Annotated in this window: 24 protein-coding genes; 13 read left to right on the forward strand and 11 right to left on the reverse strand. The window is 68.5% G+C overall.

The features are described from left to right. The first annotated feature begins 44 nt into the window (after window positions 1–44). A complete protein-coding gene (locus tag E3O42_RS01140; protein ID WP_174844201.1) occupies window positions 45–434 on the forward strand; it encodes a VOC family protein in 390 nt (129 codons plus the stop codon). 3 nt (window positions 435–437) lie between these two features. Here E3O42_RS01140 and E3O42_RS01145 read toward each other — a convergent pair whose 3' ends face one another. Further along, on the reverse strand, window positions 438–932 hold the full coding sequence (locus tag E3O42_RS01145) for a DNA alkylation repair protein (RefSeq protein WP_134452097.1): 495 nt from the start codon (window positions 930–932) through the stop codon (window positions 438–440). A gap of 57 nt (window positions 933–989) precedes the next feature. On the opposite strand from E3O42_RS01145, the gene E3O42_RS01150 reads away from it, so the two are divergent. From E3O42_RS01150 to E3O42_RS01165, 4 genes are all read left to right on the forward strand, one after another. Further along, on the forward strand, window positions 990–1,571 hold the full coding sequence (locus E3O42_RS01150) for a DinB family protein (RefSeq protein ID WP_134452098.1): 582 nt from the start codon (window positions 990–992) through the stop codon (window positions 1,569–1,571). A 104-nt stretch (window positions 1,572–1,675) separates the two neighbouring features. Beyond that, the gene (locus tag E3O42_RS01155) at window positions 1,676–2,677 is read left to right on the forward strand and encodes a substrate-binding domain-containing protein (protein WP_134452099.1); all 1,002 of its coding nucleotides are present in this window, start codon (window positions 1,676–1,678) and stop codon (window positions 2,675–2,677) included. Further along, complete coding sequence (locus tag E3O42_RS01160) at window positions 2,674–3,720, forward strand: ABC transporter permease (RefSeq protein WP_134452100.1); 1,047 nt, start codon at window positions 2,674–2,676, stop codon at window positions 3,718–3,720. The genes E3O42_RS01155 and E3O42_RS01160 overlap by 4 nt, the downstream gene beginning before the upstream one ends. Further along, on the forward strand, window positions 3,717–4,529 hold the full coding sequence (locus E3O42_RS01165; RefSeq protein ID WP_134452101.1) for an ATP-binding cassette domain-containing protein: 813 nt from the start codon (window positions 3,717–3,719) through the stop codon (window positions 4,527–4,529). The genes E3O42_RS01160 and E3O42_RS01165 overlap by 4 nt, the downstream gene beginning before the upstream one ends. On the opposite strand, the gene E3O42_RS18800 is transcribed toward E3O42_RS01165, so the two are convergent. Continuing rightward, the gene (locus tag E3O42_RS18800; protein ID WP_134452102.1) at window positions 4,500–5,372 is read right to left on the reverse strand and encodes a dienelactone hydrolase family protein; all 873 of its coding nucleotides are present in this window, start codon (window positions 5,370–5,372) and stop codon (window positions 4,500–4,502) included. The two genes, E3O42_RS01165 and E3O42_RS18800, sit on opposite strands and share 30 nt — an antisense overlap. 214 nt (window positions 5,373–5,586) lie before the next feature. Between E3O42_RS18800 and E3O42_RS01175 the strand changes: the two genes are divergently transcribed. The 3 genes from E3O42_RS01175 (at window position 5,587) to E3O42_RS01185 (ending at window position 9,350) form a co-directional block, all read left to right on the forward strand. Next, entirely contained in the window at window positions 5,587–5,904 is a 318-nt protein-coding gene (locus E3O42_RS01175) for a carboxymuconolactone decarboxylase family protein (RefSeq protein WP_134452103.1), read from the forward strand. Between the two features lie 55 nt (window positions 5,905–5,959). After that, window positions 5,960–6,571, forward strand: a complete 612-nt coding sequence (locus E3O42_RS01180; RefSeq protein WP_134452104.1) for a hypothetical protein — start codon at window positions 5,960–5,962, stop codon at window positions 6,569–6,571. Window positions 6,572–6,779: 208 nt separating this feature from the next. Next, entirely contained in the window at window positions 6,780–9,350 is a 2,571-nt protein-coding gene (locus E3O42_RS01185) for an ATP-dependent Clp protease ATP-binding subunit (protein WP_134452105.1), read from the forward strand. A gap of 82 nt (window positions 9,351–9,432) precedes the next feature. On the opposite strand, the gene E3O42_RS01190 is transcribed toward E3O42_RS01185, so the two are convergent. Next, window positions 9,433–11,625 carry a glutamine synthetase III family protein gene (locus tag E3O42_RS01190; RefSeq protein WP_134452106.1) on the reverse strand — a complete coding sequence of 731 codons (2,193 nt, stop codon included), beginning with the start codon at window positions 11,623–11,625 and terminating at the stop codon, window positions 9,433–9,435. A 189-nt stretch (window positions 11,626–11,814) separates the two neighbouring features. Here E3O42_RS01190 and E3O42_RS01195 point away from each other — a divergent pair, with 189 nt between their 5' ends. Continuing rightward, complete coding sequence (locus E3O42_RS01195) at window positions 11,815–14,055, forward strand: HelD family protein (protein WP_134452107.1); 2,241 nt, start codon at window positions 11,815–11,817, stop codon at window positions 14,053–14,055. A gap of 117 nt (window positions 14,056–14,172) precedes the next feature. Here the strand turns inward: E3O42_RS01195 and E3O42_RS01200 are convergent, their stop codons facing one another. The 6 genes from E3O42_RS01200 to E3O42_RS01225 form a co-directional block, all read right to left on the reverse strand. Continuing rightward, window positions 14,173–14,553 carry a hypothetical protein gene (locus tag E3O42_RS01200; protein WP_134452108.1) on the reverse strand — a complete coding sequence of 127 codons (381 nt, stop codon included), beginning with the start codon at window positions 14,551–14,553 and terminating at the stop codon, window positions 14,173–14,175. Beyond that, a complete protein-coding gene (locus tag E3O42_RS01205; protein ID WP_134452109.1) occupies window positions 14,550–14,741 on the reverse strand; it encodes a TetR family transcriptional regulator in 192 nt (63 codons plus the stop codon). Before E3O42_RS01205 ends, E3O42_RS01200 begins: the two co-directional genes overlap by 4 nt. A gap of 3 nt (window positions 14,742–14,744) precedes the next feature. Further along, window positions 14,745–15,212 (reverse strand): DoxX family protein, encoded by a 468-nt coding sequence (locus E3O42_RS01210; RefSeq protein WP_134452110.1) that lies wholly within the window; start codon window positions 15,210–15,212, stop codon window positions 14,745–14,747. Window positions 15,213–15,253: 41 nt separating this feature from the next. Continuing rightward, window positions 15,254–15,571, reverse strand: coding sequence for a hypothetical protein (locus tag E3O42_RS01215; protein ID WP_134452111.1), 318 nt, complete (start codon window positions 15,569–15,571; stop codon window positions 15,254–15,256). A gap of 151 nt (window positions 15,572–15,722) precedes the next feature. Further along, the gene (locus E3O42_RS01220; protein WP_134452112.1) at window positions 15,723–16,634 is read right to left on the reverse strand and encodes a 3-methyladenine DNA glycosylase; all 912 of its coding nucleotides are present in this window, start codon (window positions 16,632–16,634) and stop codon (window positions 15,723–15,725) included. A gap of 26 nt (window positions 16,635–16,660) precedes the next feature. Then, window positions 16,661–17,674 carry a glutathione S-transferase family protein gene (locus E3O42_RS01225; RefSeq protein ID WP_134452113.1) on the reverse strand — a complete coding sequence of 338 codons (1,014 nt, stop codon included), beginning with the start codon at window positions 17,672–17,674 and terminating at the stop codon, window positions 16,661–16,663. Window positions 17,675–17,837: 163 nt separating this feature from the next. Here E3O42_RS01225 and E3O42_RS01230 point away from each other — a divergent pair, with 163 nt between their 5' ends. The 4 genes from E3O42_RS01230 (at window position 17,838) to ligD (ending at window position 22,861) form a co-directional block, all read left to right on the forward strand. Further along, complete coding sequence (locus E3O42_RS01230) at window positions 17,838–19,310, forward strand: esterase/lipase family protein (RefSeq protein WP_134452114.1); 1,473 nt, start codon at window positions 17,838–17,840, stop codon at window positions 19,308–19,310. Window positions 19,311–19,487: 177 nt separating this feature from the next. Further along, a complete protein-coding gene (locus tag E3O42_RS01235; RefSeq protein WP_134452115.1) occupies window positions 19,488–21,182 on the forward strand; it encodes a putative bifunctional diguanylate cyclase/phosphodiesterase in 1,695 nt (564 codons plus the stop codon). A gap of 132 nt (window positions 21,183–21,314) precedes the next feature. Next, a complete protein-coding gene (locus tag E3O42_RS01240; RefSeq protein ID WP_134452116.1) occupies window positions 21,315–21,737 on the forward strand; it encodes a VOC family protein in 423 nt (140 codons plus the stop codon). A gap of 101 nt (window positions 21,738–21,838) precedes the next feature. Next, window positions 21,839–22,861 carry a non-homologous end-joining DNA ligase gene (gene ligD, locus E3O42_RS01245; protein ID WP_134452117.1) on the forward strand — a complete coding sequence of 341 codons (1,023 nt, stop codon included), beginning with the start codon at window positions 21,839–21,841 and terminating at the stop codon, window positions 22,859–22,861. A gap of 39 nt (window positions 22,862–22,900) precedes the next feature. Here ligD and E3O42_RS01250 read toward each other — a convergent pair whose 3' ends face one another. Both E3O42_RS01250 and E3O42_RS01255 read right to left on the reverse strand, forming a co-directional pair. Further along, window positions 22,901–23,425: a dihydrofolate reductase gene (locus E3O42_RS01250; RefSeq protein ID WP_134452118.1), complete on the reverse strand. Its 525-nt coding sequence runs from the start codon at window positions 23,423–23,425 to the stop codon at window positions 22,901–22,903. Then, complete coding sequence (locus E3O42_RS01255; protein ID WP_134452119.1) at window positions 23,415–24,239, reverse strand: thymidylate synthase; 825 nt, start codon at window positions 24,237–24,239, stop codon at window positions 23,415–23,417. Before E3O42_RS01255 ends, E3O42_RS01250 begins: the two co-directional genes overlap by 11 nt. Window positions 24,240–24,294 lie beyond the last annotated feature (55 nt).

Here is a 24,294-nt window from a genome sequence, read left to right on the forward strand (position 1 = left end):
CATACCGCGCGACCCAACCCGCGCCAGAACCGAAGGAAAGCACCGTGGACATGCGACTGGAATTAGTGCCACTGCCCTCTGCCGATGTCGACCGCAGCAAGGCCTTCTACGCGGATCGCGTCGGTTTCCACGTCGATCACGACGTGGAGCCAGGTAACGGCATGCGCGTCGTGCAACTGACTCCGCCGGGATCTGCGTGCTCCGTTGTGGTCGGTGTGGGCATCAGCGCCCCGGATGCGCCCCCGGTGCAGAACCTGCACCTGGTCGTGGATGACGTCGAGGCCGCCAGAACCCTTCTCCTCGCCAACGGCGTCGAGGTGTCGGGCATCAGCGACATGGGCGGGGGCGTGCGCTACGCCTACTTCAGCGATCCCGACGGCAACTCCTGGGCCCTCCAGCAAATTTCTCTCGCCCCGGCGCCAACACCGAGATAGCTCCTAGGCTGCACCGCCGGCGACGCCGAGCAGCCCGGCGGCCCGGCGCAGTTCGGCGCTGGGTTCCTGGGCCCACCGGTCGAGCACGATCTGCGCGCGGCCGCGCGCCGGACCGGCCAGGGCATCAATCAGCGGCCGCACCACATCCGCCGTGAGGGGGTCCAGGAGGGCGGGTACCTGCGCGGTTCGCAGGAACCCCTCGATGCGGGTGAGGTCGGAGGCCCTCAGTATTTGCACGTGGGACTGCAGCAGCACCACGGCCGCCAGACGGCGCTCGAAGACCGGCAGTGCCCACAACTCGGAACACAGTGCCGTGATCTCGTCGTGGCCGAGGCCGGGATAGCGCCGGCCGGCATCCCGGATCGTGCCGCGCACCGCGCCCACCGACGCACCGTAGAAGGTGAGGCTGCCGCCCAGCCGGGCCAGATCGGCGTCCGCGCGCTCCCAGGAGCTTTCTCGCTGCAGGGTGGCGTCGATGAACTCGCCGGCGGCACTCATCTATCTATTCTCGCCGATCCTTGTGGACGCGCCCCGCGATCTGGGAGGCTGGTCGGCATGGCCGACGCCGACATGAAAGCAGACCTCCGCCGCTACCTGCAGGTAGGCCGGGAGGCACTCCTCTGGAAACTCCAGGGACTCAGCGAGTACGACATCCGCCGGCCCCTGGTGCCGACCGGCACCAACCTGCTGGGACTGGTTAAGCACATGGCCGGGGTCGAGGCCGGCTACCTCGGTGCGACCTTCGGCCGGCCGTTTCCGGAGCCGCTGCCGTGGCTGGACGACGACACCGAGGACAACTCCGATATGTGGGCCACCCTCGACGAGTCTCGCGACGCGGTCGTCGACCTGTACCGGCGAGTGTGGGCGCATTCCGAGGCCACCCTCGACGTGGTGCCCCTGGACGGCATCGGTCGGGTGGCGTGGTGGGCGGAAGGCCGCGATGTGGTCTCCCTGCACCTGATCCTGGTGCACCTGATCAGCGAGACCCAACGGCATGCCGGCCATGCCGACATCGTGCGGGAACTGATCGATGGGGCGGCCGGGATGCGGGCCGGTAACGACAACATGCCCCCGGCCAGCCCGGACTGCTGGGCCGGCTACCGGGACCGTCTGGAGCAGGCCGCCCGCCAGGCCTGAGGCGATCAATACGGGGGACTCGACTGCGACGTTGGCCGTTTGGGCGCCTAAAATGGACTGCGCCTGAAAAGGCCAAGCTGTTCCGCGCCCGAAACCGAAGGACGATGCCACCCGTGTCGAGAATCTCTGCCCGCCGGACCATCCTCGGCGCGAGCGCCGGCCTCGCCCTGCTCGCCCTCACCGCCTGCACCGGGCAGCCGGTCGCCGGCGCCGGCTCAGGAACCGGCGCCGCGCCGGCCGGCGACTCCGGTCGCACCTACGCCCTCGTGGTGCACTCGGTGCCCGGCGACGCGTTCTGGGACGTCGTGAAGACCGGTGCCGAGGCCGCCGGAAACCGCTACGGCGCCAGCATCACCTACCAGGGCGACCCCGACGTGCAGAAGCAGAGCCAGCTGATCGAGACGGCGGTCGCCGCCCAGGTGGACGGCATCATCGTGTCGATGGCCAACCCCGAAGGCCTCCGCGGTGCCATCACGGCTGCCGTTGCCGCCGACATCCCGGTCATCACCATTAATTCCGGCGCCGAAGAGTCCGCCGCGCTCGGCGCCATGACCCACATCGGCCAGGGCGAGTACCTGGCCGGTCAGGGGGCCGGCACCCAGCTCACCGAGGCGGCGGCGACCAATGTCATCTGTGTCATCCACGAGGCCGGAAACGCCGGACTCGAGGACCGCTGCCGTGGGGCCGCGGACACCCTCGACGGCAGCCTGACCAACGTGCAGGTCGACATCGCCAACGTCGCGGAGGCCCAGAGCACCATCACGAGCGCCCTGCTGGCCGACCCGAGCATCGACGGCGTCCTCACGCTCAACTCGGCGGTGGGAGTGGCCGCCGCGCAGGCCGTGGCCGAGGCGGGCAGCGATGCCCAGATCGGCACCTTCGATGTCTCCGCCGACGTCACGAGCCTCATCCTCGACGGCAGCATCCTCTTCGCCGTCGACCAGCAGCCCTACCTGCAGGGCTACCTCCCGGTGGACTTCTTCGAACTGTTCTACACGAACGGCAACGTTGTCGGGGGTAGCCAGCCGGTGTACTCCGGGCCGGGCTTCGTGACGAAGGAGAACGCCAAGCAGGTGGCGACGTTCGCTGGCAACGGCACCCGATGACGGTGCTGACCACGCCGGGTACCGCGCCGGACGAGCGGCTCGCGCGCACGCATCCGCTGGTGCGTCTGCTGCGCCGCCCGGAGATCGGCGCCCTCGTCGCGGCCCTGGTGATCTTCGTCTACTTCTCCGCGGCTACGACGTCGTTCCTGTCGCCGGCGGGCGTGGCCACCTGGCTCTACTCCGCGTCGCTGTTCGGTATCATGGCCGTCGCGGTGGCGATGCTCATGATCGGCGGCGAGTTCGACCTCTCGGCCGGCGCCATGACCGGCACCACGGGGCTCCTGGTCGGCGCGTTCACCACCCAGTGGGGCATGAACCTGTGGTTCGCGATGCTGCTCGCCCTGCTGATCGCCCTTTTCGTCGGCGCGTTCAACGGGTTCCTTGTCGTGAAGACCGGCATCCCGAGCTTCATCGTCACGCTGGGCACTTTCTTCATCCTGCAGGGGCTCAACCTCGCCGGCACCAAGCTCGTCACCGGCCAGGTCGCCATCCAGGGCATGACCCTGGTGCCCGGTTTCGACGCCGGTAAGGCGATCTTCGGCTCGACGATCCCGGTTCTGGGAGTGAGTCTCAAGGTATCGGTGTTCTGGTGGCTCGGCATCACCGCCGTCGCCAGCTGGCTGCTGCTGCGCACCCGGTATGGCAACTGGATCTTCGCCATCGGTGGGCAGCTGCAGAGTGCCGTGCAGACCGGCGTCCCGGTGCGGCGCACCCGCATCGGCCTGTTCATGGGCACAGCGGCGGCCGGCTGGCTGGTGGGCATGCTCTCGCTCTTCGACGTGGCCACGGTGCAGGCCACCACGGGCATCGGCCAGGAGTTCATCTACATCATCTGCGCCGTCGTCGGCGGCTGCCTGCTCACCGGCGGCTACGGTTCCGCCATCGGCGCCGCCCTCGGCGCGCTCATCTACGGCATGATCCTGCAGGGCATCGTGTTCGCCCAGTGGGACAACAACTGGCTCAAGGCCTTCCTGGGCGGGATGCTGCTGCTCGCCGTGCTGGTGAATCTCTCGGTGCGTCGCCAGGCGGGGGTGCGCGCATGAACGCCGCGGACGGCACCACCGCCGCACCACGCACCGCCGCGCCCGTGCTCGAGGTGCGCGGGATCGGCAAGGTCTACGGCTCGGTCATCGCGCTCAGCGACATCTCCACCTCGGTCGGCGCCGGCGAGGTGCTCTGCGTGCTGGGCGACAACGGTGCGGGCAAGTCGACCCTGCTCAAGGTTCTCGCCGGCGTGCACCCGCACTCCTCCGGCGAGCTGCTGCTCGACGGGGCCGCCGTGCGCTTCACGGGCCCGCGCCTCGCACTCGACGCCGGCATCGCCACGGTCTACCAGGACCTGGCGATCGTGCCGCTGATGCCGGTCTGGCGCAATTTCTTCCTCGGCGCCGAACTCAGCGCCGGGATCGGCCCGTTCTCCCGCATCCGGGTCGCCGAGATGCGCGCGATCACTCTCGCGCAGCTGGGCCGGATGGGCATCGACCTGCGTGACGTCGACCAACCCATCGGCACCCTGTCCGGCGGCGAGCGGCAGTCCGTCGCCATCGCCAGGGCCATCTACTTCGGCGCCAGGGTCGTCATCCTCGACGAGCCCACTTCGGCGCTCGGCGTCAAACAGGCCGGTGTGGTGTTGCGCTATGTGGCGCAGGCCCGGGACCACGGCCTTGGCGTCGTCTTCGTCACCCACAACCCGCACCATGCGTACCCGGTTGGGGACAGGTTCCTGGTGCTCAACCGGGGGGCCAGCCTGGGCGAGTTCGACCGGAAGGGCATCACCATCGACGAGCTGACCCGGCTGATGGCCGGCGGTGCCGAACTGGACTCATTGGCCAGGGAGCTCGAGCGGGGCTGACCCCGGTTCAGGTCGACGGATCAGGCGTTCCGCCAAGAATTCAAGTGTGCGCTCAAGAGCGGCCCGGGTGGGATGCCCTGGCTCGTCGACGAGGCTGACCGTGAGGACGCAGTGCGCCGATGACGCGATTCCAGCCGGGTTGCCCGGCGATGAATCGATCTCGATGCTCTCGAAACCGGCGCCGAACTCTGCGCGAAGGGTGTGAAATCGTTCGGGCGGGCAGCCGCGGTCGTCGGTGAATCGCAGCCCCAGAATACGAAGCCCCGAGGGGCCGTCGGCGGTGCGCTCCCTGAGGGCGTCGATGTCCCGAGGCTCCAGCCCGAGCGAAGCTCGCCCGGAGGCTTTGAGGGGGAGCGGCAGCGCCGGCTGGCTCATCACCGAGGCGAGCACCGCCGGTTCGAGCGCCGTGGCCAGGGCGAAGCCGCCGGTGAGGCACATTCCGATCACCCCGACCCCGGCGCCGCCAACGGAGTCACCGTCATCCGTGCCCGCGCCGTCGGCCCACGCCTGGCGAACCAGCGCCCGCAGCCATCCCGTGGCGCCGGCTGGCTGCCTCGTGAGCCCACGGAACTCACGCGACACGCAGATGCGGCCGATCGTGCGCACCGTCGCGCCAGTGGTCGCCTCCGCACCCGGCGTACCGAACAGGCTCGGCAGGTGCACCGTGAAGCCGCGGTCAAGCAGACGGTGCGCCAGTTGTACCACGCCGGGATGGAGCCCGGGGATTTCGTGGATGAGCACCACGGCAGGCCCGCGTCCGGCCCTGAAAACCTGGTGCGAGTAACCACCGTGGCTGAGGGTCGACTCGGTGAAGCCCGCGAGCGCTGGAGGTGGCTGGGTCATGGCATCGAAGATAGCCCACCCGACGGATGAGCCCAGCCGCGACCGCCTCATCCGTTTCGGACGATTCCGTGCCGGAGCCATCGGCCGGAGGGGGATTGATTGCTACCGTCTGCGGCGTGAGGCCGGAGTGCCGATGAGGTGCGCCTGCCGAACTCCGAAGAAACCGGAAACTCGAACACCAACGGGGCCCAGCCCCGGAAATGGAGCGATACCCATGGCCACAGGAACAACCCCGGTACTGGATGTGGCGGCCGAGATCAACGCTGTCTCGCTGGCCCGCACCGACCTGGACCCGCGCACGCTGATGATCGCCCGCATTGCGGCTTTGGTGGCCGTTGATGCGCCGGTCGGATCGTACTTCATGCATGTCGGACCGGCCGCCGAGGTGGGACTGACCGTTGAGGACGTCGAGGATGTTCTGGTCGCCGTTGCCCCGATCGTGGGCACTCCGCGATTGCTGTCATCGGCGCGCAAGATCGTGGAGGCCTTCGACCTCGCAATCCAACTCGACTCTGAGGGCGACACGCAGTAACCACAGAGTCCGCACCAGCCGCAGTGAGCGGCAGATCCAGTGAGGAGCACCACCAGTGAAAAAGCCCATCGTGTTCATGGCCCTGCTGGTGCTCCTTGCCGGATGTGCGCCCGCGGACGGTACCGAGCCGTCACCGAGTAGTTCCCCGCCATCGGCCTCGTCAACGGCAACACCGTCGGACGGCCAGACGGCATCGCCGCCGACCGATGCGCAGGTCACCTGGGCCGGCAAAGTCTGCAGCGATATATCCACCCTGAAGACCGACGTTCAGGGGCTTGCGTCGGCAGCGGCCACAGGCGGTGATTCGGTGGGCACGGCCGTGTCCGGCCAAATGGACACGATCTCCGCCTCGGCTACCACGTTGGTCGACACCGTGATGTCGCCGCCGGAGAATCTCGGCGACGATCCGGAGCTCCTGTCGGTGCAGGACTCCATCGACACCGTCGACCAGTCCTTGAAGACCCTCCAGACCAGCGCCAGCGCGGTGGAGGGCACCAGCGGCGCCGCCCTCATCGATGCGCTGGCGACGCTCGTCGGAGACACCGGAACCGTGCTGTCCGACGTGGCGGCCACCGTGCAGACCATCACAACGGCCACACAGGACACCTCAAGCACCCTCGGCCAGTCCTTCCGGGCTGCGCCTGAGTGCGCCGACCTCACCTCCTAGGGGCCCCAGGGTTCGCGAACTGTGAGCTTTGCACCTAAGAATCGCGCATCGTGGTGCTTTTCTCACAGTTCGCGGGATGTCGTAGGGAGACGCACACAGGGAAATATCAGGATGCCCCGGGAATGAAACGCGCGCTCAGACGTTGACTTGAGTCGAGGTCACTCAAGTCTTGGGTTTCCTCCTCGAACAGACTCCCCAGGAGGTTTCCTTGCCTACATACTTCGGCCCGACCGGTTCCGAGAACGGTTCATTCGACGAGTTCCTGGCGCGCTACCTGCAGGGTCAGCGCGCCCAGGCCGGCCGCCCCATCGAGATCACCCGGCTGCTCAGCCGCCGCACCCACGAGCTCCTCGTGCAGGCCGCCCAGTTCGCCGTCGACCACGGTCACGCCCACGTGGACGCCCTGCACCTGCTGCGGGTCATGGTCGAACAGGAACCGGCCGCCTCGGCCATCCGCCGTGCCGGTGGCGACCCCGCCGCCATCGCGGCCGACGCCGAGGAGCGCCTGCCGGAGTCCAGCGACCGTGAATCCCAGTCTGCGCCTGGCCTGACGCCCTCGGCCCAGCGTGCCCTGCTGGATGCCCACCAGGTGGCCCGCGCCTTCGGCTCCACCTATATCGACCCTGAGCACCTGTTCTTCGCTTTTGTCGTGAACCAGGACTCGCCCGCCGCCCGCGTCCTGGCGGAATCCGGCGTCACCGCCGAATCCCTGCAGGCCGGCGCGCAGCAGGAAGAGGCCGACGAAGCCAACGCCGCAGCCGGAACCAGGTCCGGCAGCACCTCCGACACTCCGATGCTCGACACCTATGGCATCGACCTCACCGAGCGCGCCCGCTCCGGCAAGCTCGACCCGGTAATCGGCCGCAGCGACGAGATCGAACAGACCGTCGAGATCCTGTCCCGCCGCACCAAGAACAACCCGGTCCTGATCGGCGAGGCCGGCGTGGGCAAGACCGCCGTGGTCGAGGGCCTGGCCCAGGCCATTGTCGACGGTCTGGTGCCCGAGCAGCTGCGCAGCAAGCGTGTCATCGCGCTGGACCTGCCCGCCATGCTTGCCGGCACCCGCTACCGCGGCGACTTCGAAGAGCGCCTCACCAAGACCATGGACGAGATCAGCGAGCGAAGCGATCAGATCATCGTCTTCATCGACGAGCTGCACACCGTGGTCGGTGCCGGCGGCGCCGGCGAGGGCGGAATGGACGCCGGCAACATCCTCAAGCCCCGCCTGGCGCGTGGTGAGCTGCACGTCGTGGGCGCCACCACCCTCAACGAATACCGCAAGGTCGAAAAGGACCCGGCCCTCGAACGGCGCTTCCAGCCCGTGCGGGTGGGCGAGCCCAGCATCGACGACGCCGTGCAGATCCTCGCCGGTCTGCAGGGTCGGTACGCCGAGCATCACGCGGTGCGTTACACGGATGCCGCGATCCGCGCCGCCGTCGAGATGAGCGCCCGGTACATTCCGGACCGGTTCCTGCCCGACAAGGCCATCGACCTGATCGACCAGGCCGGCGCCCGCGCCCGACTTGCGCTCGGCTCCAGGGTCGACATCGACGGGCTCCGCGAGCAGCAGGCCGGCCTCGAAACGGCCAAGACCACCGCGGTCGCCGCCGAGGCGTACGAGGAGGCGTCCCGGCTGAGGGACGAAGCCGAGCAGCTGGCGGAGAAGATCGCCGCGGCCGAGGTCGCCCAGGTTTCGGATGTCGCCCGTCCGGCACCGTCCGCTGTCGTGGACGAGGCCGAGATCGCCGCGATCATCGCCCGCGCCACCGGTATCCCGGCCAGCCGCCTCACCGCGGGTGACCGCGAACGCCTGGTCACGCTGGAGGACGACCTGCACCAGCGGGTCATCGGGCAGGACGACGCGGTGACCGTGATCGCCAAGGCTGTGCGGCGCAACCGCACCGGCATGGGCGACGCCTCCCGGCCGGTCGGCAGCTTCCTCTTCCTCGGCCCCACCGGGGTGGGCAAGACCGAGCTGGCCAAGTCGCTGGCCGAGTCCCTCTTCGGCGACGAGAAGGCGATGCTGCGCTTCGACATGAGCGAGTTCAGCGAGCGCCACACCGTGAGCCGCCTGGTCGGCGCCCCTCCCGGCTACGTCGGCTACGACGAGGCCGGCCAGCTGACCGAACACGTGCGGCGCAACCCCTACTCGGTGGTGCTGCTCGACGAGATTGAGAAGGCGCACCCCGACGTCTTCAACCTGCTCCTGCAGGTACTCGACGACGGCCGCCTCACCGACGGCCAGGGTCGCACGGTGGACTTCCGTAACACCGTGGTGATCATGACGTCGAACATCGGCTCAGAGGTGCTCGCCAGCCGCAGTGGCGCACTCGGCTTCACCGCCGACCTCGACGGCGCGCACAATGGCTTCGGGTCGGAGAAGGCGCTGCGGGACCGGGTGATGGCCAAGCTCCGCGAGGCCATGCGGCCCGAGTTCCTCAACCGCATCGACGAGGTCGTGCTGTTCCGCAAGCTCGATGCACCCCAGCTCCGCCAGATCGTGCGGCTGCTGCTGAACCAGACCGAAGGCAGGCTGGCGGCCCAAGGTCACGCGCTCACCGTGAGCGACGCGGCCGTGGACTGGATCGCCGAGCACGGCTACGAGCCCGAGTACGGTGCGCGGCCGCTGCGGCGGGTCATCCAGCGCGAGATTGACGACCGCATTGCCGACCTGCTGGTGGCCTCGGAGCTCGGGGCCGGGGGAGCGGTGGCCGTGACCGTGGCCGACGACGCCCTGCGGGTCGCTGCCGAGCCGGCACGGATGCCCTTGGCGGCGTAGCCGCACATCACAACGCCCCGACCGGAACCTGCTCACGCGGGTTCCGGCCGGGGCGTTTTGTGCGTTCGGCCTGCTCGTCGAGCTACAGGATGAAGAGCATCTCCTGGTACGTCGGCAGCGGCCAGAGGTCGTCGGCCACGATGCCCTCCAGCACGTCGGCCGCCGCGCGCACCGCGGTCATGGCCGGCAGCAGGGCGTCCCTGGCATGCTCGGCCTCGGCCAAGGCGGTGTTCGCCACAGCGGAGTGGCCGGTCTCGGCATCCAACGCATCCTTGAGCGCGGCCAGGGCGGTGCGCAGCCTGGCAATCGGAGTGCTCACTTCCAGGAGGGCGGCGATGTCGGCATCTCCGCCGGCGGCCTTGACGGCGCCGACGTTGATCGCGACCTCAGTCTGGTGCCGCAAGGAGGCCGGCAGGATCTGCGTCGAGCCGATCTCGAGGGTGAGGCGGGCCTCGACGCCGATGGTCAGCGCGTACTGCTCCAGGCCGATCTCGTAGCGGCTGTGCATCTCGCGGTGATTGAACACCCGGTACTTCTCGAACAACTCCAGGGCGGACTCCGTGATCAGTTCCGGCAGGGCGTCCAGCGTGGTCCGCAGGTTTGCCAGCCCCCGCTTCTCGGCCTCGACGGGCCAGGAGTCCGCGTAGCCGTCGCCGTTGAACACGATGGCGCCGTGCTCGGTGATGATCTGGGTCAGCAGGGCCTGCACGGCGGTGTCGAAGTCGGTGCCGTCCGCGACGGCCGCCTCCAGGTCGGTGGCGATGTAGTCCAGCGACTCGGCCATGATCGTGTTGATGGTCACCATCGGGCCGCTGACGGTCTGCATCGAGCCCGGCGCGCGGAACTCGAACCGGTTGCCGGTGAAGGCGAACGGGCTGGTGCGGTTGCGGTCGCCCGGGTCGGTGGGCAGTTGCGGCAGCGTGTCGACGCCGATGACCATGGTGCCCTTGTCCTTCGAGGAGGTCGCCGGGCCCTTGGCCAACTGCTCGAAGACATCCGCCAGCTGGTCGCCGAGGAAGATCGAGATGATCGCAGGCGGAGCCTCGTTGGCGCCGAGGCGGTGGTCATTGGTCGCCGAGGCGACCGACACCCGCAGCAGGCCGGCGTACTTGTGCACGGCGCGGATGACCGCGGCACAGAAGACCAGGAACTGGGCGTTGTCGTGCGGATTGTCGCCGGGGACCAGCAGGCTGCCGAGCTGGTTGTTGCCCAGCGAGAAGTTCACGTGCTTGCCGGAGCCGTTCACACCCTGGAACGGCTTCTCGTGGAAGAGGCACTCCATGCCGTGCTTCTTGGCGATGGTCTTGAACGTGGTCATCAGCAGCTGCTGGTGGTCGGCGGCGATATTGCCGCGTTCGAACATCGGCGCGATCTCAAACTGGCCGGGGGCCACCTCGTTGTGCCGGGTCTTGGCGGGGATGCCGAGCTTGAACAGCTCCCGCTCGGTGTCCATCATGAAGCCGAGCACCCGCTCGGGGATGGCGCCGAAGTAGTGGTCGTCGAATTCCTGGCCCTTGGGCGGCTTGGCGCCGAACAGGGTGCGGCCGGAGTTGAGCAGGTCGGGGCGGGCAAGGAAGAAGTGCCGGTCGACGAGGAAGTACTCCTGCTCCGGACCGCAGAACGACACCACCTTGGCTGGCTTGACGTGGCCGAAGAGGCGCAGGATGCGTTCGGCGTGTTCGCCCATCGCCTGCTGCGAGCGCAGCAGCGGCGTCTTGTGGTCGAGGGCCTCGCCGGTCATCGAGACGAAGACCGTGGGGATGCACAGGGTGTTGCCGTTCGGGTTCTCCAGAACGTAGGCGGGACTGGTGACGTCCCAGCCCGTGTAGCCGCGGGCTTCGAAGGTGTTGCGCAGGCCGCCGTTGGGGAAGCTGGACGCGTCGGGTTCGCCCTGCACGAGGGTCTTGCCGGCGAACTCGGCCAGCGCGGTGCCGTCGCCGACGGGTTCGAGGAAGCTGTCGTGCTTCTCGGCAGTGAGGCCGGTGAGCGGGTAGAACACGTGCGCGTAGTGCGACGCGCCCTTCTCCATCGCCCAGTCCTTCATGGCGGAGGCCACGGCGTCGGCGACCAGCGGGTCCAGCATGGCGCCGTGCTCGATGGTGGCCATGACCGACTTGTAGACGAGCTTCGGTAGCCGCTTCTGCATGACGACGCTGCTGAATACGTTCTCGCCGAAGATCTGGCCAGGGGTTTCGGCGTCGGTGAAGCTGACGGCCGGGGGCACATAGGCCTCGACGTCCCTGATCGCCTGCAGGCGCATGGCATTTCCACTCATATTTACCTCTTCATTCGGGCTCTTTCCGCGACTAGGTGCGGAATCCGGTGTCCCAAATCTAGGGAGCCCGTGTGCCGGTGACATTTCGGCCGCGTGACGGATTCGGTTTCCTGGCGCTCCCGGTTGGGGGTCGAAACCCAGCCGCACTGTCAGCGGCTAAACTGGTCGTTTGATTTGAGGGGTGTATGAGTGGTTGATCAGGAGCTCGCGCGCGAACAGGACTATGTCGCCACGCTGTACGCGCGCCTCGATGCGCTGCAGCGGGAGGCCGAGGCCCAGCTGAAGGCCGTGCGGATGCTCGACGTCGGCGGAAACCACCAGTCCCGTTCCGAGCGGGACACCTTCGCGCGCACCTACGAGGACCGCATCGTGCAGCTGCGCGAGGTCGACGACCGCCTCGCCTTCGGCCGGCTGGAGACTGCCCCCGAAGAAGACGGCGAACCCGTCTACCGGTATATCGGCCGGGTGGGCCTGCGCGACGAGAATCTGCAGCCGATCCTGCTCGACTGGCGGGTGCCTCAGGCCAGCGCCTTCTACCAGGCCACCGCCGCGACGCCCCTCGGCGCCCGGGCCCGCCGGCACCTGCTCTCCAGCGGCCGCCGCATCATCCGCATCGAAGACGAGATCCTGGATGCCGCGCTGCTGGAGGGCGACACCGCCAACCTGCACCAGGGGGAGGGGGCGCTGCTCTCCGCGCTCACCGCCCAGCGCACCGGGCACATGTCCGACATCGTCTCGACGATCCAGGCCGAACAGGACCGCATCATCCGGTCCGAGCTGAACGGCGTGCTCGTCGTGCAGGGCGGCCCCGGCACCGGCAAGACCGCCGTGGCGCTGCACCGCGCCGCCTACCTGCTCTACACGCACCGCGACAGGCTGCAGAACGCCGGCGTGCTCATCGTGGGGCCGTCCACCTCGTTCCTGCAGTACATCGAGGCGGTGCTGCCGTCGCTGGGCGAGACCGGGGTGGTGCTCGCCTCGGTGGGCCAGCTGTTCCCCGGCGTCGAGGCCGGCCACGAAGACGCACCCGCCACCGCCGCGCTCAAGGGCCAGACGTTCATGGCCGACCTCATCGCGCGGGCCGTGAAGTCCCGGCAGAAGGTGCCGGCTAAAGCCCAAAAGCTGCTCGTGAACGGCGACACCCTGGTGCTCAAGCCCCAGCTGATCGAGGCCGCCATCCACCGAGCCCGCTCCGGCGGCAAGCCGCACAACGAGGCCCGCGTCACCTTCGTCAAGCACGCCCTCATCGCGCTGGCCCGCGAATGGCTCGAGCAGCTGAAGAAGCAGGGCCGGTCGATGGACGACACCGACCTGCCGATGCTGCGCGAAGACCTCCGCCTGGCCGACGACGTGCGCGTGGCCCTGAACACCGCGTGGCTGCCGCTCACCCCGCAGAAGCTCGTGCAGGACCTCTATGCCCGGCCGCAGTGGCTCGAAGAGCTGACGCCGCGCTGGCGTGCCGCGCAGCGCGCCCTGCTGTACCGGCCGCGCCAGGCCGAGTTCACGATCGCCGACGTCCCGCTGCTCGACGAGGCCGCCGAGCACCTTGGCGAGTACAGCGCCGTCGACGCGGCGCAGAAGCGCGAGGCCAAGGAACAGCGCAAGCGCGACATCGAGAACGCCGAGCTGGCGATCGCGAACATGGATGTGAAGGGGCTCGTGAACGCGAAGGCCCTCGCCGACAACTTCGCCGAACTCGGCGACCGGGCCACGACCGCCGAACGCGCGGCCCTGGATCGCAGCTGGACCTACGGCCACGTGATTGTGGACGAGGCGCAGGAACTCTCGCCCATGCAGTGGCGGCTGCTGATGCGCCGCGGCCCGCGCCGGTCGTTCACCATCGTCGGCGACATCGCCCAGGCCGCCGCGGCTGCCGCGGCGAGCAGCTGGCGGGAAGCCCTCGCGCCCGTGCTCGAGGCCTCGTTCGAGGCCGACCGCTGGCGCCTCGAAGAGCTCACGGTGAACTACCGCACCCCGAGCCAGATCGCCGCGGCTGCCGAGAAGATGGCGGTGGCGCACGGCCTGCCGATCACGGCGTCCCGCACGGTGCGCGCCAGTGACTGGCCGGTCGAGATCGTGGGGGATGCCGTCAATGCCCTCCGGCGCGAGCGTGCCCTGGGCGTTGGCGGCACCGTGGCGGTGATCGTGGTGGAGGAGCACATCGATGCCCTCGCCAAGGAGCTTCACGCCGAGTTCGGCGACATCGTCGGACGCGGGGCGCTCGGCCTGCTGCGTGAGGTGGCGTTGCTCACCCCGCAGGACTCCAAGGGCCTCGAGTTCGACGCCGTCATCGTCGTCGACCCCACCGCCATTCTGGCCGCCTCCGAACGCGGCGCCGGAGCGCTCTACGTGGCGATGACCCGCGCCACGCAGCGCCTGTACCTCGTGAGTGACGGCCCGCTGCCCACCGGGCTGGGCGACCTGCCCTAGCTTTCGGGCGCCGACGTGCGTCACCGACTTCGGGCAAACATCCGCTTCGCGCCCGCTGAAGGGGGTCTGTGCGGCAAGTCGGCGGAGCCGGACGCGACTGGCAGCGGCGGGCGTGCGTCAGGGCGCGGGCGGTCGCAGCGCCCGGATGGTCGCGAGCAGCGCTTCGGCGTGGACGGATGCAGGTTTGGCGGATGCGGAGCTGACGGATGCGGAGCTGACGGATGCCGGGCTGCGGATCGCCTGGATGGAGGCGCCCTGGATCAGCGCGACAACGGCGGCCGCGATGTCGTCGCCCGAGACGCTTCCCGCGGCGTCGCCAGGGGCTCCGGCCGTGCCGGCCACCTCGCGGCAGACCGGCAGGAACGCCTCGAGGTACCGGCCGAAGGAGGCCTCGATGCGGTCGCGGAAGAGGCCGTCGCGGCGGGAGAAGTAGAAAGCGAAGAGCAACTCGACGCCCGCGTGGTACTCGGCCAGGCGTTCGAGCTCGACCCGGATCATCCGCTCGAGACGGTCCCACGGTGCCAGGGCGGCCAGGCCGGGAAGAACACCAGGCCGGGGGAGATACCCGCGGCGGTGGCGACGCGTCGTGCGGTGACGGCATCGAGGCCGTCGGTGAGGGCGATCTGATACGCGGCAGCCAGGATGGCGTCGCAGCGTTCCTGCTCGGGTCGCTTGGGTCCGCCCACAGGTCAGCCGTTCCGCTCGGCGCGGCCGGTGCGCCGCGCGGCGCGGGACTCGCGCCACGCCATCCAGGCGCCCGTGGACCAGAGCGCCCAGAGCACCAGTACGGGCTGGAACAGCAGCCGGATGGCGCGGGCGAGGTCGGTGTTCAGCCCGAATGAGTCGGTCTGGGTGACCAGCTGAGAGATGTTGCCGGGGAAGATCGCAACGAAGAAGGCGGCCACGATCCAGCCGACCTGCACGCGGTACCGTCCCAGCGCGAGCAACGCCGCACCGAGGATGATCTCGACGATGCCCGAGGCCACGACCACGACGTCGCCCCCGAGCGGCAGCCAGGTGGGCACCTGGGCCAGGAACGCCTCACGGTTGACGGTGAGGTGGCTGAGGCCGGCCAGCAGGAGGAAGGCGCCGAGTATCAGCCGGAAGACGGTGCGGAGAACGGTGGTGCGAGTCTTCTGCGGGGCGAAGAGGGTCATGCCGTCCAACTTACATTGAGCACCGGGTCAATGAACTGTGGTCACGGCGCGGTCGCGGCCACCAGCTCGGCCACCTCCGAGTCGGTGCGCGCTTCGAACACGCCCCACATCATGTGGGTCGGCCCACTACCGTCGCTGCCGGCCCTGGCGGGGCGGCTGATCCACCGGTTGGCGGACGCCGCCGCGCCCAGCGCGGCGAGGGACGGAGCGATGGAGGTCTTTCGCAGAGTGCCCGCCACGACACTGCCGTCGTTGCTGAGGCGCCACCCGCGGCTCGCGGCCAGCACCTGGCCCACCTCTTCGTCGGTCAGCCAGCGGGAAAAGCTCCGACCGGGCGGGTCGATTCTGGTCAGCTTCATGAGACAACACTAATCTCGCCATCGCACTGTACTCAGGCCGGGACCAGGGCGAGTTCGGCCTAGGGTGGCGGCGTGCGGAACACACCGGCCCGGACCTACGCGGCAGCCCAAGTTCGCGAGACCGAAGCTTAGTCCGTCGACGTGACCGTGGCTAGTCAGCCGGGGGCGTGGGATCCGGCAGCGTGCCGACCGCGGCGATCACCCGGGCGCGCAGGCTGTTGCTCCGCTCGGCGAACCCGCGCTGCCGCCGCACGTACTCGGCCTTGCCGGCCGGAGTCTCGATGGCGACCGGGGCACACCCCCACTCGGAGAGGTCGTAGGGGGAGGCCTGCATATCAAGTTCGCGGATGTCGCGGGCGAGGTCGAAGCAGTCCAGAAGCAGCTCCCCGGGAATCAGGGGGCCGAGCTTGATGGCCCACTTGTAGACGTCCATGCCCGCGTGCAGGCAGCCGGGCTGCTCCAGTCGCGGCTGGTTCTCCCGGCTTGGCAGCACCGGGTGGGCCTGCTTCGAATTGAGAGTCACGGCGGCGGGGGTGAAGAAGCGGAACGCGTCGAAATGCGTGCAGACGATCCGCTCGGATTCCACCACGGTATCGGTGTCGTCCTGGCTGAGCCGCAGCGGAGACCCGTGCCGGTGCTCGCCCTGCTGGTAGACCATTGCCCACTCGTGCAGGCCGAAGCACCCGAAGTTGCCGGGCCGTTGGGCAGTGCGGCCCAGCAGGGTCACGATGAAGCGGATGCTCCGCGCGTTCTTCTCGACGAAGCCAGCGTCGTCAACGAGAACGTCGTCCCCGTCAGGGCGGTACCACTTCCACGCGGCGCGGTCCTCGGTCGCCGCCCCCTGCAGCACAACGTTCGCGCCGGGGTGCCACCGTCGCAGCAACCCCGGCCGGAACGGGTAATAGGTGAACAGGAAGTCGTCGACCGGATGCGTGCGGCCGGTGCCGGCCCGTTCTCGGCGACTCAGGGTGGCGGCGTCGGCGCGATCCTGGTGCCGCCGCTCCAGGTCACGCCAATCGCCGGCCGCGAGCGTGGTCGACGCGATCGCAGGAGTGATGTGCACGTTTCGAGGGTACCCGCGCCTCTGGGTCAGAGAGCCGGCACCCGCTCGTTTTCGAGCGGCGCCTCGGGCGGGGTGCCGTCGCCGAAGGGGCGGCCGCCCAGGCTTTCGCGGCCGTGCGCGGCAAGCCACACCGACGCATCCGGCCCGGCGGGCACGATGCCTGTGGGGTTGATGTCGCTGTGCGTCAGGTAGTAGTGCTTCTGGATCTGCTCGAAGTCGATGGTGTCGCCGAAGCCCGGGGTCTGGAACAGGTCGCGGGCGTAGGCCCAGAGCACCGGCATCTCGCTGAGCTTGTTGCGGTTGCATTTGAAGTGACCGTGGTAGACCGCGTCGAACCGCGCGAGCGTGGTGAACAGGCGGATGTCGGCCTCGGTGATGGTGTCGCCCACGAGATAGCGCTGGGTCGTCAGGCGCTCCTCGAGCCAGTCGAGCCGGGCGAAAAGGGTGCCATAGGCCCGCTCGTAGGACTTCTGGCTGCCCGCGAAGCCGCACTTGTAGACGCCGTTGTTGACGTCGTGGAAGATCAGGTTCGCGACCTCGTCGATCTCGGCGCGGAGGGCCACCGGATAGAGGTCTGGGGCGCCGGGCCGGTGGTAGTCCACCCACTCGGTCTCGAAATCAAGGGTGATCTGGGGATAGTTGTTGGTCACGACCTTGCCGGATGGCACATCCACGATCGCCGGCACCGTGATGCCGCGGGGGTAATCGGGGAACCGGGCGAAATAGGCCCGCTGGATTCGATCGATTCCCAGGACCGGGTCGACCCCGTTCGGGTCCAGGTCGAAGGTCCAGCTGTTCTTATCGTGGGTGGGGCCGGGCAGGCCGAGGGAGATGACCCGCTCCAGGCCGAGCAGCCGGCGCACGATGGCGGTGCGGTTCGCCCACGGGCAGGCGCGCGCGGCGACCAGACGGTAGCGCCCGGCTTCCACCGGCCAGCCGTCGCGGCCGTCGCGGGTGATGCGGTCTTCGATGTAATTCGTGTCGCGATCGAAGTCTTTGCCGGGCTCCACATAGCTGGGGGTGAGGGTCTCGTTGCTCATTGTTCTACGCTACGGGAAAATCCCGTGCGTACGCATGGAGTTGTTGTCGGCCCTTGCGCGCGTGGACCGTTCGGGCTATTCACGACCTGAACGCAATCCTCTTTACCCGGCAACGGCCAGATGACCTGGTTAACTCCTTGACCGTCGCAGAACGGAGAGCACCATGGGCGACCGGCTTCCGATCATCTACGTGCGGGGATTCGCCGGGGGCCAGGGGGCGATCGATGCCGCCGCGGATGACCCGTTCTACGGCCTCAACGAGGGATCCGTCCATGTGCGCGTGGGGGCCAATGGCACACCGCAGTTCTACCAGTACGAGGGGCCGTTGATCCGGCTGGTCAAGGAACAGGGCTACGACGTGCGCATCGAGGGCAGCCAGCAGCGGGTGCTGCTCGACGCCGAACCGGACACCCTGCGCGCCGACTCGGTGTGGATCTACAGGTTCTACGATGCCGTCGCCGGCACCTTCGGGACTCCGTCGCAGGCGTACGACATCCGAACAGCAGCCCAGGGGTTGGCCGACTTCATCGCCCTGGTGCGGGAGAAGTCCACCGGGCACCCACCGGTGTACCTCGTGGCGCACTCGATGGGCGGCCTGATCTGCCGGACCGCGCTGCAGGTGAACCTCAGGGACCCGCGCGCATCCGTGTCGAAACTGTGCACCATCGGCACACCGCACGGCGGCATCGATCCGCAATTGGGCGGTCCCATCGGCGGATGGATCCTCAACACCTTCGGCCCGCAGGGCTCGCGGATCTTCGCGCCAGAGTACATGCGCGAGTACCTGTACCCGGCGGATGCCCCCGGCCCGGCGCACGGCGACACTCGGCGGCTGAGCGGGGGCTTCACTCCGGACCGGGTGCTGAGCATAGTGGGCACCAACGCGCGCGACTACGACGTGGCGCTGGGACTGTCGAGCGCCGTCATGGGCGTGCAGAGCGACGGACTCGTGGCCATCCGCAACGGCTATGTCGTGGGGTCGGCCCGGGCCTATGTGCACCGCTCGCATTCCGGCCGGTATGGCCTGGTCAATTCGGAGGAGGTCTACCAGAACCTCAAACGGTTCCTCTTCGGCACCCTGCGGGTGGAAATCGGCCTGCGGGGGCTGGCCTTCGAGGAGGCGAGGGTCTGGCAGGCGGAGGTGCGCCTGGCGATCCGCCAGCTGCCCGTACTCATCCACGAGCAGACCGCAGATCACTATTGCCCGGTCGACCTCAACGCCGAGGCGAAACGCATCCCCACACCGATGTCGCCCGTGCCGCTGATCACGGTCTTCCTGATCCCCAACCCGCACAACGTGGCACGGTACGCCCTGGATGTGACGCTGCTGTCCCTGGAGGAGAGGGGCGGGATCTTCGGATTCGGCGAGCACCTCGAACAGGTCGGCGACTGGCAGGACTCGCTTATCGTAGAAGTGGTGCTCAGCGAAGACGGCGCCCTGACCCAGATCCAGTGGGAGTGGAACAGCACCCTCACCGAGCGACCGGGCATGGCAGAACTCTCGAACACCCTTGATTGGGCATCGGGACGCAGCGTCGACGGCAGCTGGCATCCCGTGATACCGCTGCCCAACGTGGCCGCGCGGCTGTTGGGCGACCAGGCAGGCCTGGCCCTCGCCGTCACGCATTGGAACTAACCCACCGGATGTCAGAGGGCGCCTCGCGCTCCAGTGCAGTGCACCCGGCTTGGCCGTTTTGGGGGTACCCGGCACCTTAACAGGCGGCAAACAGCGGCGGGTGGGTTAGGTGACGCCAACGGGCTCCGGTATTGATTTCGTATGAGCTTAGAATCTCCGCCGGCAACCCGGGAACCTATGGCTGACCGGCCCGTCAGCCTCGGTGAATTGGCCTCGCCCGCTCGCCTGGTACCGGCAGACACCCCGCTGGCCGACATCGACCGGACCTTCCGGGCCGAGCGCCAGCTCCGCTCCCTGGTTGTGCACGACGGTGAACGATACGCGCTGTTGGCGCGCGAGCACGTGGAGTACACGCTCACGGGGCGGCTCGGCTACGGGCGCGGGCTGCACGTGAGATCAACCGCGGCGCAGATGGTGTCCGAGAACTCCTTCTCACTGCCCGGGCACCTCGAACTCGGCCACGCCGCCCAGCGCATCCTCGCTCTGCCGGAGGAGTCCCGCTATCGTGACGTGCTGGTGCTGACCGATTCGGGGCCCGGCGTTGTCGCGGTCTCCCAGCTGTTCGAGCGGCTATCATCCGACTTCCGCCACTCCGCACTGCACGATCCCCTCACGGGCCTCGCCAACCGGCGGCAGCTCGAGGAGCGTGGCTCGACGTTCACGGCGGACGACCTGGCCGGCGTGGCCGTGGTCTTCATCGACCTTGACGGGTTCAAGGCCGTGAACGACACCTTCGGCCACCGAGCTGGAGACGAGGTGCTCGTCGGATTCGCCGACCGCCTGCGCAGCCTGGTGCGACCCACGGATGTCCTCGCCCGGCTGGGCGGCGACGAATTTGTGGTGCTCCTGGTGAACGTGACGGAGGCACAGGCGCTCAACGTCGCGGACCGGGTGGTGCTCAGCGCCGCCGCTCCGTTCGCCAGCGACGGCCACCTGCTGCACCTGTCCGCATCCGTGGGTGTCTCGATGGCCGTCGACGTCGTCGACGAATTAGAGCTCAGCCAACTCGACGCGTTGCTGAGGCACGCCGACGGAGCCATGATCAAGGCCAAGCGGGCAGGCAAGCGCCAAGTGGCCAGGCTCGACGGGCAGGGCGCCGCTCCGATCACCCGGAATGCGCTCATCCGTCGGCGGCTCGCGGCGGCGTTCGAATCCGAGACGTTCGTACTGAACTATCAACCGCAACTGGACCTGGTCACGGGGGAGTGCTCCGCCGTCGAGGCCCTGCTGCGCTGGCACGACAGGGTGCTCGGCGAGGTGTCGCCGGCCGAATTCATCCCGATCATGGAACTCTCCGGCGACATCCACCGCATTGGCGAATGGGTGATCGACCAGGCGTGCGCGCAGGCGCGTCGATGGCTGGATGCCGGTGAGCCTCGCAGCATCGCGATCAACGTGTCGCCGCTTCAGCTCGCCGCCCGCACGCTGGTTCCGCAGGTCCTCGCAGCACTCGCCGCCCACGTGGTGCCCGCCGAACTGCTGCAGGTGGAGATCACCGAGGGGTCCGCGATCACCGACCTGCCGCGGGCGATCGGCCAGCTGCAGGCGTTGCGGGAGGCGGGCCTGAGTATCGCGCTCGACGACTACGGAACCGGGTACTCGTCGCTGGCGATGTTGCGGGACCTTCCGCTGACCACCGTGAAGATCGACAAGACCTTCATCGACGCGATCGAGGACTCGCCCCAGGATGCTCTTCTGGTGGGCGGAGTCATCGACACGGCCCACGCGCTGGGCCTGCGGGTGACCGCGGAGGGGGTGGAGCGCACCGGCCAATTGCACCTGCTTCGGGCCATGGGCTGCGATACCGCACAGGGCTACCTGATCTCGCGGCCCGTGCCCGCCCAGCTGCTCCCGGCGGCGCAGCTGTGCTGATCGGGGCGTGCTGATCGGGGCGCACACCTCGCGCATCGGCGCCGACCGGTCGATAATCGGCAGCGTACGCAGACGCATCTTCCCAACACCGACGGCACGGGCAATGAGGTCCGGGCAGCGAGGAGACCCATCATGAGCACAAAGCTCAACCCCTATCTCGGATTTCGCGACAACGCCAAGGAGGCTATGGAGTACTACCACTCGATCTTCGGCGGCGAATTGACGCGCAGCACCTTCGCGGAATACCAGGCCAGTGAGGACCCGAGCGAGCAGGACAAGACCATGCATGCCGCGCTCAGCACCCCTAACGGCCTGTCGTTGATGGCGGCGGACACTCCGAACGCCATGGAATACAAGCCCGGCAACAACTACTCGGTCTCGCTCAGCGGCGAAAGCACCGACGCCGTAGTCCTGCGGGGCTACTGGGACCGGCTTGTCGACGGCGGATCTGTGACGATGCCGCTCGAGGTTGCGCCGTGGGGCGACAGCTTCGGCATGTGCGTCGACAAGTTCGGGGTCGCCTGGATGGTCAACATCGCGGGCGCTCCGCAGTAACCCCGTTGGCCGGTCCGCGAGCTGTGAGAAAAGCACCCCAAATCGCGAAATTCTGGGGCTTAGCTCACGGCTCGCGAGGTAGATCGGGTTAGGTTGGGCGCATGGCGAGTGAAGCGACGGAGCTTGTTGTCCAGGGGCCACACGGCGAGAGGGTCATGCGCATCTCCAGCCCGAGCAGGGTGCTCTGGCCGGAGGTGGGTATCACCAAGCTCGACCTGGCCGAGTACCTCGTGGCGGTGGGGGAGCCCTTCATCGGGGCCAACGGCGACCGCCCGGTCTCCCTGCAACGGTTTCCGGGCGGCATCGACGGCGAACAGTTCTTTTCCAAGAACCCGCCCAAGGGCGCCCCCGAGTTCATGCGGGCAGTGTCCGTGGTCTATCCGAGCGCGCGCACACATCCGCAGCTCGTGATCGACGAACCGGCCGGCGCGGTCTGGGCCGCACAGATGAACACCGTGGTCTTTCACCCCTGGCCGTCGCGGGCTGAAGACACCGACAACCCCGACCAACTGCGCATCGACCTCGACCCGCAACCCGGCACCGACTTCGACGACGCCATCCCGGTGGCCATCGAGCTGCGCGCGGTGCTCGCCGAGGCGGGCCTCACGGCGTTCGTCAAGACCTCCGGCAACCGCGGCCTGCACGTCTTCGCCCCCATCGAGCCGACCCAGGAGTTCCAGGTGGTGCGGCACGCGGTGATCGCGGCCGCCCGCGAGGTCGAACGGCGGATGCCGACGACAGTCACCACGAACTGGTGGAAGGAGGAGCGCGGAGCCCGCATCTTCGTGGACTTCAACCAGGCCAACCGGGACCGCACCATGGCCGGCGCCTACAGCCCGCGGGCACTGGCACACGCTCCGGTGTCGTGTCCGATCACCTGGGACGAACTGGGGAGTACCGACCCCAAGGCGCACACCATCCTGACCGTGCCGAAGCGGCTGCAGGACGCCGGCGACCCCTGGGCGCAGATGCACGAGAAGCCGGGCCGCATCGACACGCTGCTTCAGTGGTGGGAACGCGACCTGGCCGCCGGGCTGGGCGAGTTGCCCTTCCCGCCGGATTATCCCAAGATGCCCGGTGAGCCCCCGCGCGTGCAGCCCAGCCGGGCCAGGCACGACCCGTGACCGCAGCACCCGGCATCTCCGCCCTGCGGCGGATAGCCGCTAAGCCGTGACCCGCTCGTAGCTGACGAAGCGGTAGCGCAGCCCGGTGCGGGAGGTCAGCCACTCGCTGACGTCGGTTTGCCTGAACGCGGCGTCGACGCCCGGAGCCACAGTGTCGCCGGCCGCATCAAGGTCGACCTCGGTCACCTCGAGACGGTCGGCCAGCGGCATTGACTGCCGGTAGATGTCGCCACCGCCGATGATCCAGACGGCTGAGGGCACCGCGGCGTCCAGCGCCTCGGCCAGGGAGTGCACAACCGTGGCGCCGGCTGCGGACCAATCCGGCTGACGGGTGATGACGATGTTGTGCCGTCCGGTGAGCGGGCGAAACCGCTCCGGCAGGGAGTCCCAGGTGCGGCGGCCCATGATGACCGCGCCGCCCTGGGTCAGCTCCTTGAACCGGGCCAGGTCTTCGGGCAGTCGCCAGGGGATGCTGCCGGCGTCGCCGATGACCCCGGCGACAGCCTGCGCCCAGATCAGGCCGAGCGGTGCGGCACCGGTCGTCGCGGCATCCTCAGACGGCAACGGGAGCCTTGATCGCGGGGTGGTGCACGTAGTCGACGACCTCGAGATCCTCGAACTCGTAGTCGAAGATGCTGTCGCGCTCGGTGGTGATCTTCAGGTGGGGCGCCGGGAACGGGGTGCGGCTGAGCTGCTCGGTGACCTGCTCGAGGTGGTTGGAGTAGATGTGGCAGTCGCCGCCGGTCCAGATGAAGTCGCCGACCTCGAGGCCGGTCTGCGCGGCGACGAGATGGGTGAGCAAGGCGTAGCTGGCGATGTTGAACGGTACGCCGAGGAACAGGTCGGCGCTGCGCTGGTAGAGCTGGCAGGAGAGCTTGCCGTCGGCCACGTAGAACTGGAACAGGGCATGGCAGGGTGCCAGTGCCATGTCAGGGATGTCGGCGACGTTCCAGGCCGACACGATGATGCGCCGGGAATCCGGGTCGGTCTTCAGGGTCTCGATGACCTGGGCGATCTGGTCGATGTGGCCGCCGGTCGGGGTGGGCCAGGATCGCCACTGCACGCCGTAGACCGGGCCGAGTTCACCCTGTTCGTCGGCCCACTCGTTCCAGATACGCACGCCGTGCTCGCGCAGCCAGCCCACGTTGCTCTCACCGCGCAGGAACCAGAGCAGCTCGTAGGCCAGCGACGGAAAATGCACCCGCTTGGTGGTGATCAGCGGGAAGCCCTTGCTGAGGTCGAAGCGCAGCTGGGCGCCGAACACGCTCAGCGTGCCGGTGCCGGTGCGGTCGGCCTTGGTTGCGCCGGTTTCCAGAACCAGGCGCAGCAGGTCTTCGTACGGAGTGGCGATGGAGCTGGGCTCGGCTGGAGTGTTCATCGGTTCAAATCTACAGCGTGCGCGGGCAATGCCAGTAGGGAGCCGTCACATCAGG

It is taken from the genome of Cryobacterium adonitolivorans (assembly GCF_004402695.1).
In the GTDB taxonomy this organism is placed as follows: domain Bacteria; phylum Actinomycetota; class Actinomycetes; order Actinomycetales; family Microbacteriaceae; genus Cryobacterium; species Cryobacterium adonitolivorans.

Bases quoted from the DNA above. Each gene is read 5' to 3' on its own strand.
- E3O42_RS01145 (WP_134452097.1), bottom strand. From the start codon at position 932: ATGAGTGCCGCCGGCGAGTTCATCGACGCCACCCTGCAGCGAGAAAGC.
- E3O42_RS01150 (WP_134452098.1), top strand. From the start codon at position 990: ATGGCCGACGCCGACATGAAAGCAGACCTCCGCCGCTACCTGCAGGTA.
- E3O42_RS01155 (WP_134452099.1), top strand. From the start codon at position 1,676: ATGCCACCCGTGTCGAGAATCTCTGCCCGCCGGACCATCCTCGGCGCG.
- E3O42_RS01160 (WP_134452100.1), top strand. From the start codon at position 2,674: ATGACGGTGCTGACCACGCCGGGTACCGCGCCGGACGAGCGGCTCGCG.
- E3O42_RS01165 (WP_134452101.1), top strand. From the start codon at position 3,717: ATGAACGCCGCGGACGGCACCACCGCCGCACCACGCACCGCCGCGCCC.
- E3O42_RS18800 (WP_134452102.1), bottom strand. From the start codon at position 5,372: ATGACCCAGCCACCTCCAGCGCTCGCGGGCTTCACCGAGTCGACCCTC.
- E3O42_RS01175 (WP_134452103.1), top strand. From the start codon at position 5,587: ATGGCCACAGGAACAACCCCGGTACTGGATGTGGCGGCCGAGATCAAC.
- E3O42_RS01190 (WP_134452106.1), bottom strand. From the start codon at position 11,625: ATGAGTGGAAATGCCATGCGCCTGCAGGCGATCAGGGACGTCGAGGCC.
- E3O42_RS01200 (WP_134452108.1), bottom strand. From the start codon at position 14,553: ATGATCCGGGTCGAGCTCGAACGCCTGGCCGAGTACCACGCGGGCGTC.
- E3O42_RS01210 (WP_134452110.1), bottom strand. From the start codon at position 15,212: ATGACCCTCTTCGCCCCGCAGAAGACTCGCACCACCGTTCTCCGCACC.
- E3O42_RS01215 (WP_134452111.1), bottom strand. From the start codon at position 15,571: ATGAAGCTGACCAGAATCGACCCGCCCGGTCGGAGCTTTTCCCGCTGG.
- E3O42_RS01225 (WP_134452113.1), bottom strand. From the start codon at position 17,674: ATGAGCAACGAGACCCTCACCCCCAGCTATGTGGAGCCCGGCAAAGAC.
- E3O42_RS01230 (WP_134452114.1), top strand. From the start codon at position 17,838: ATGGGCGACCGGCTTCCGATCATCTACGTGCGGGGATTCGCCGGGGGC.
- E3O42_RS01235 (WP_134452115.1), top strand. From the start codon at position 19,488: ATGGCTGACCGGCCCGTCAGCCTCGGTGAATTGGCCTCGCCCGCTCGC.
- E3O42_RS01240 (WP_134452116.1), top strand. From the start codon at position 21,315: ATGAGCACAAAGCTCAACCCCTATCTCGGATTTCGCGACAACGCCAAG.
- ligD (WP_134452117.1), top strand. From the start codon at position 21,839: ATGGCGAGTGAAGCGACGGAGCTTGTTGTCCAGGGGCCACACGGCGAG.
- E3O42_RS01255 (WP_134452119.1), bottom strand. From the start codon at position 24,239: ATGAACACTCCAGCCGAGCCCAGCTCCATCGCCACTCCGTACGAAGAC.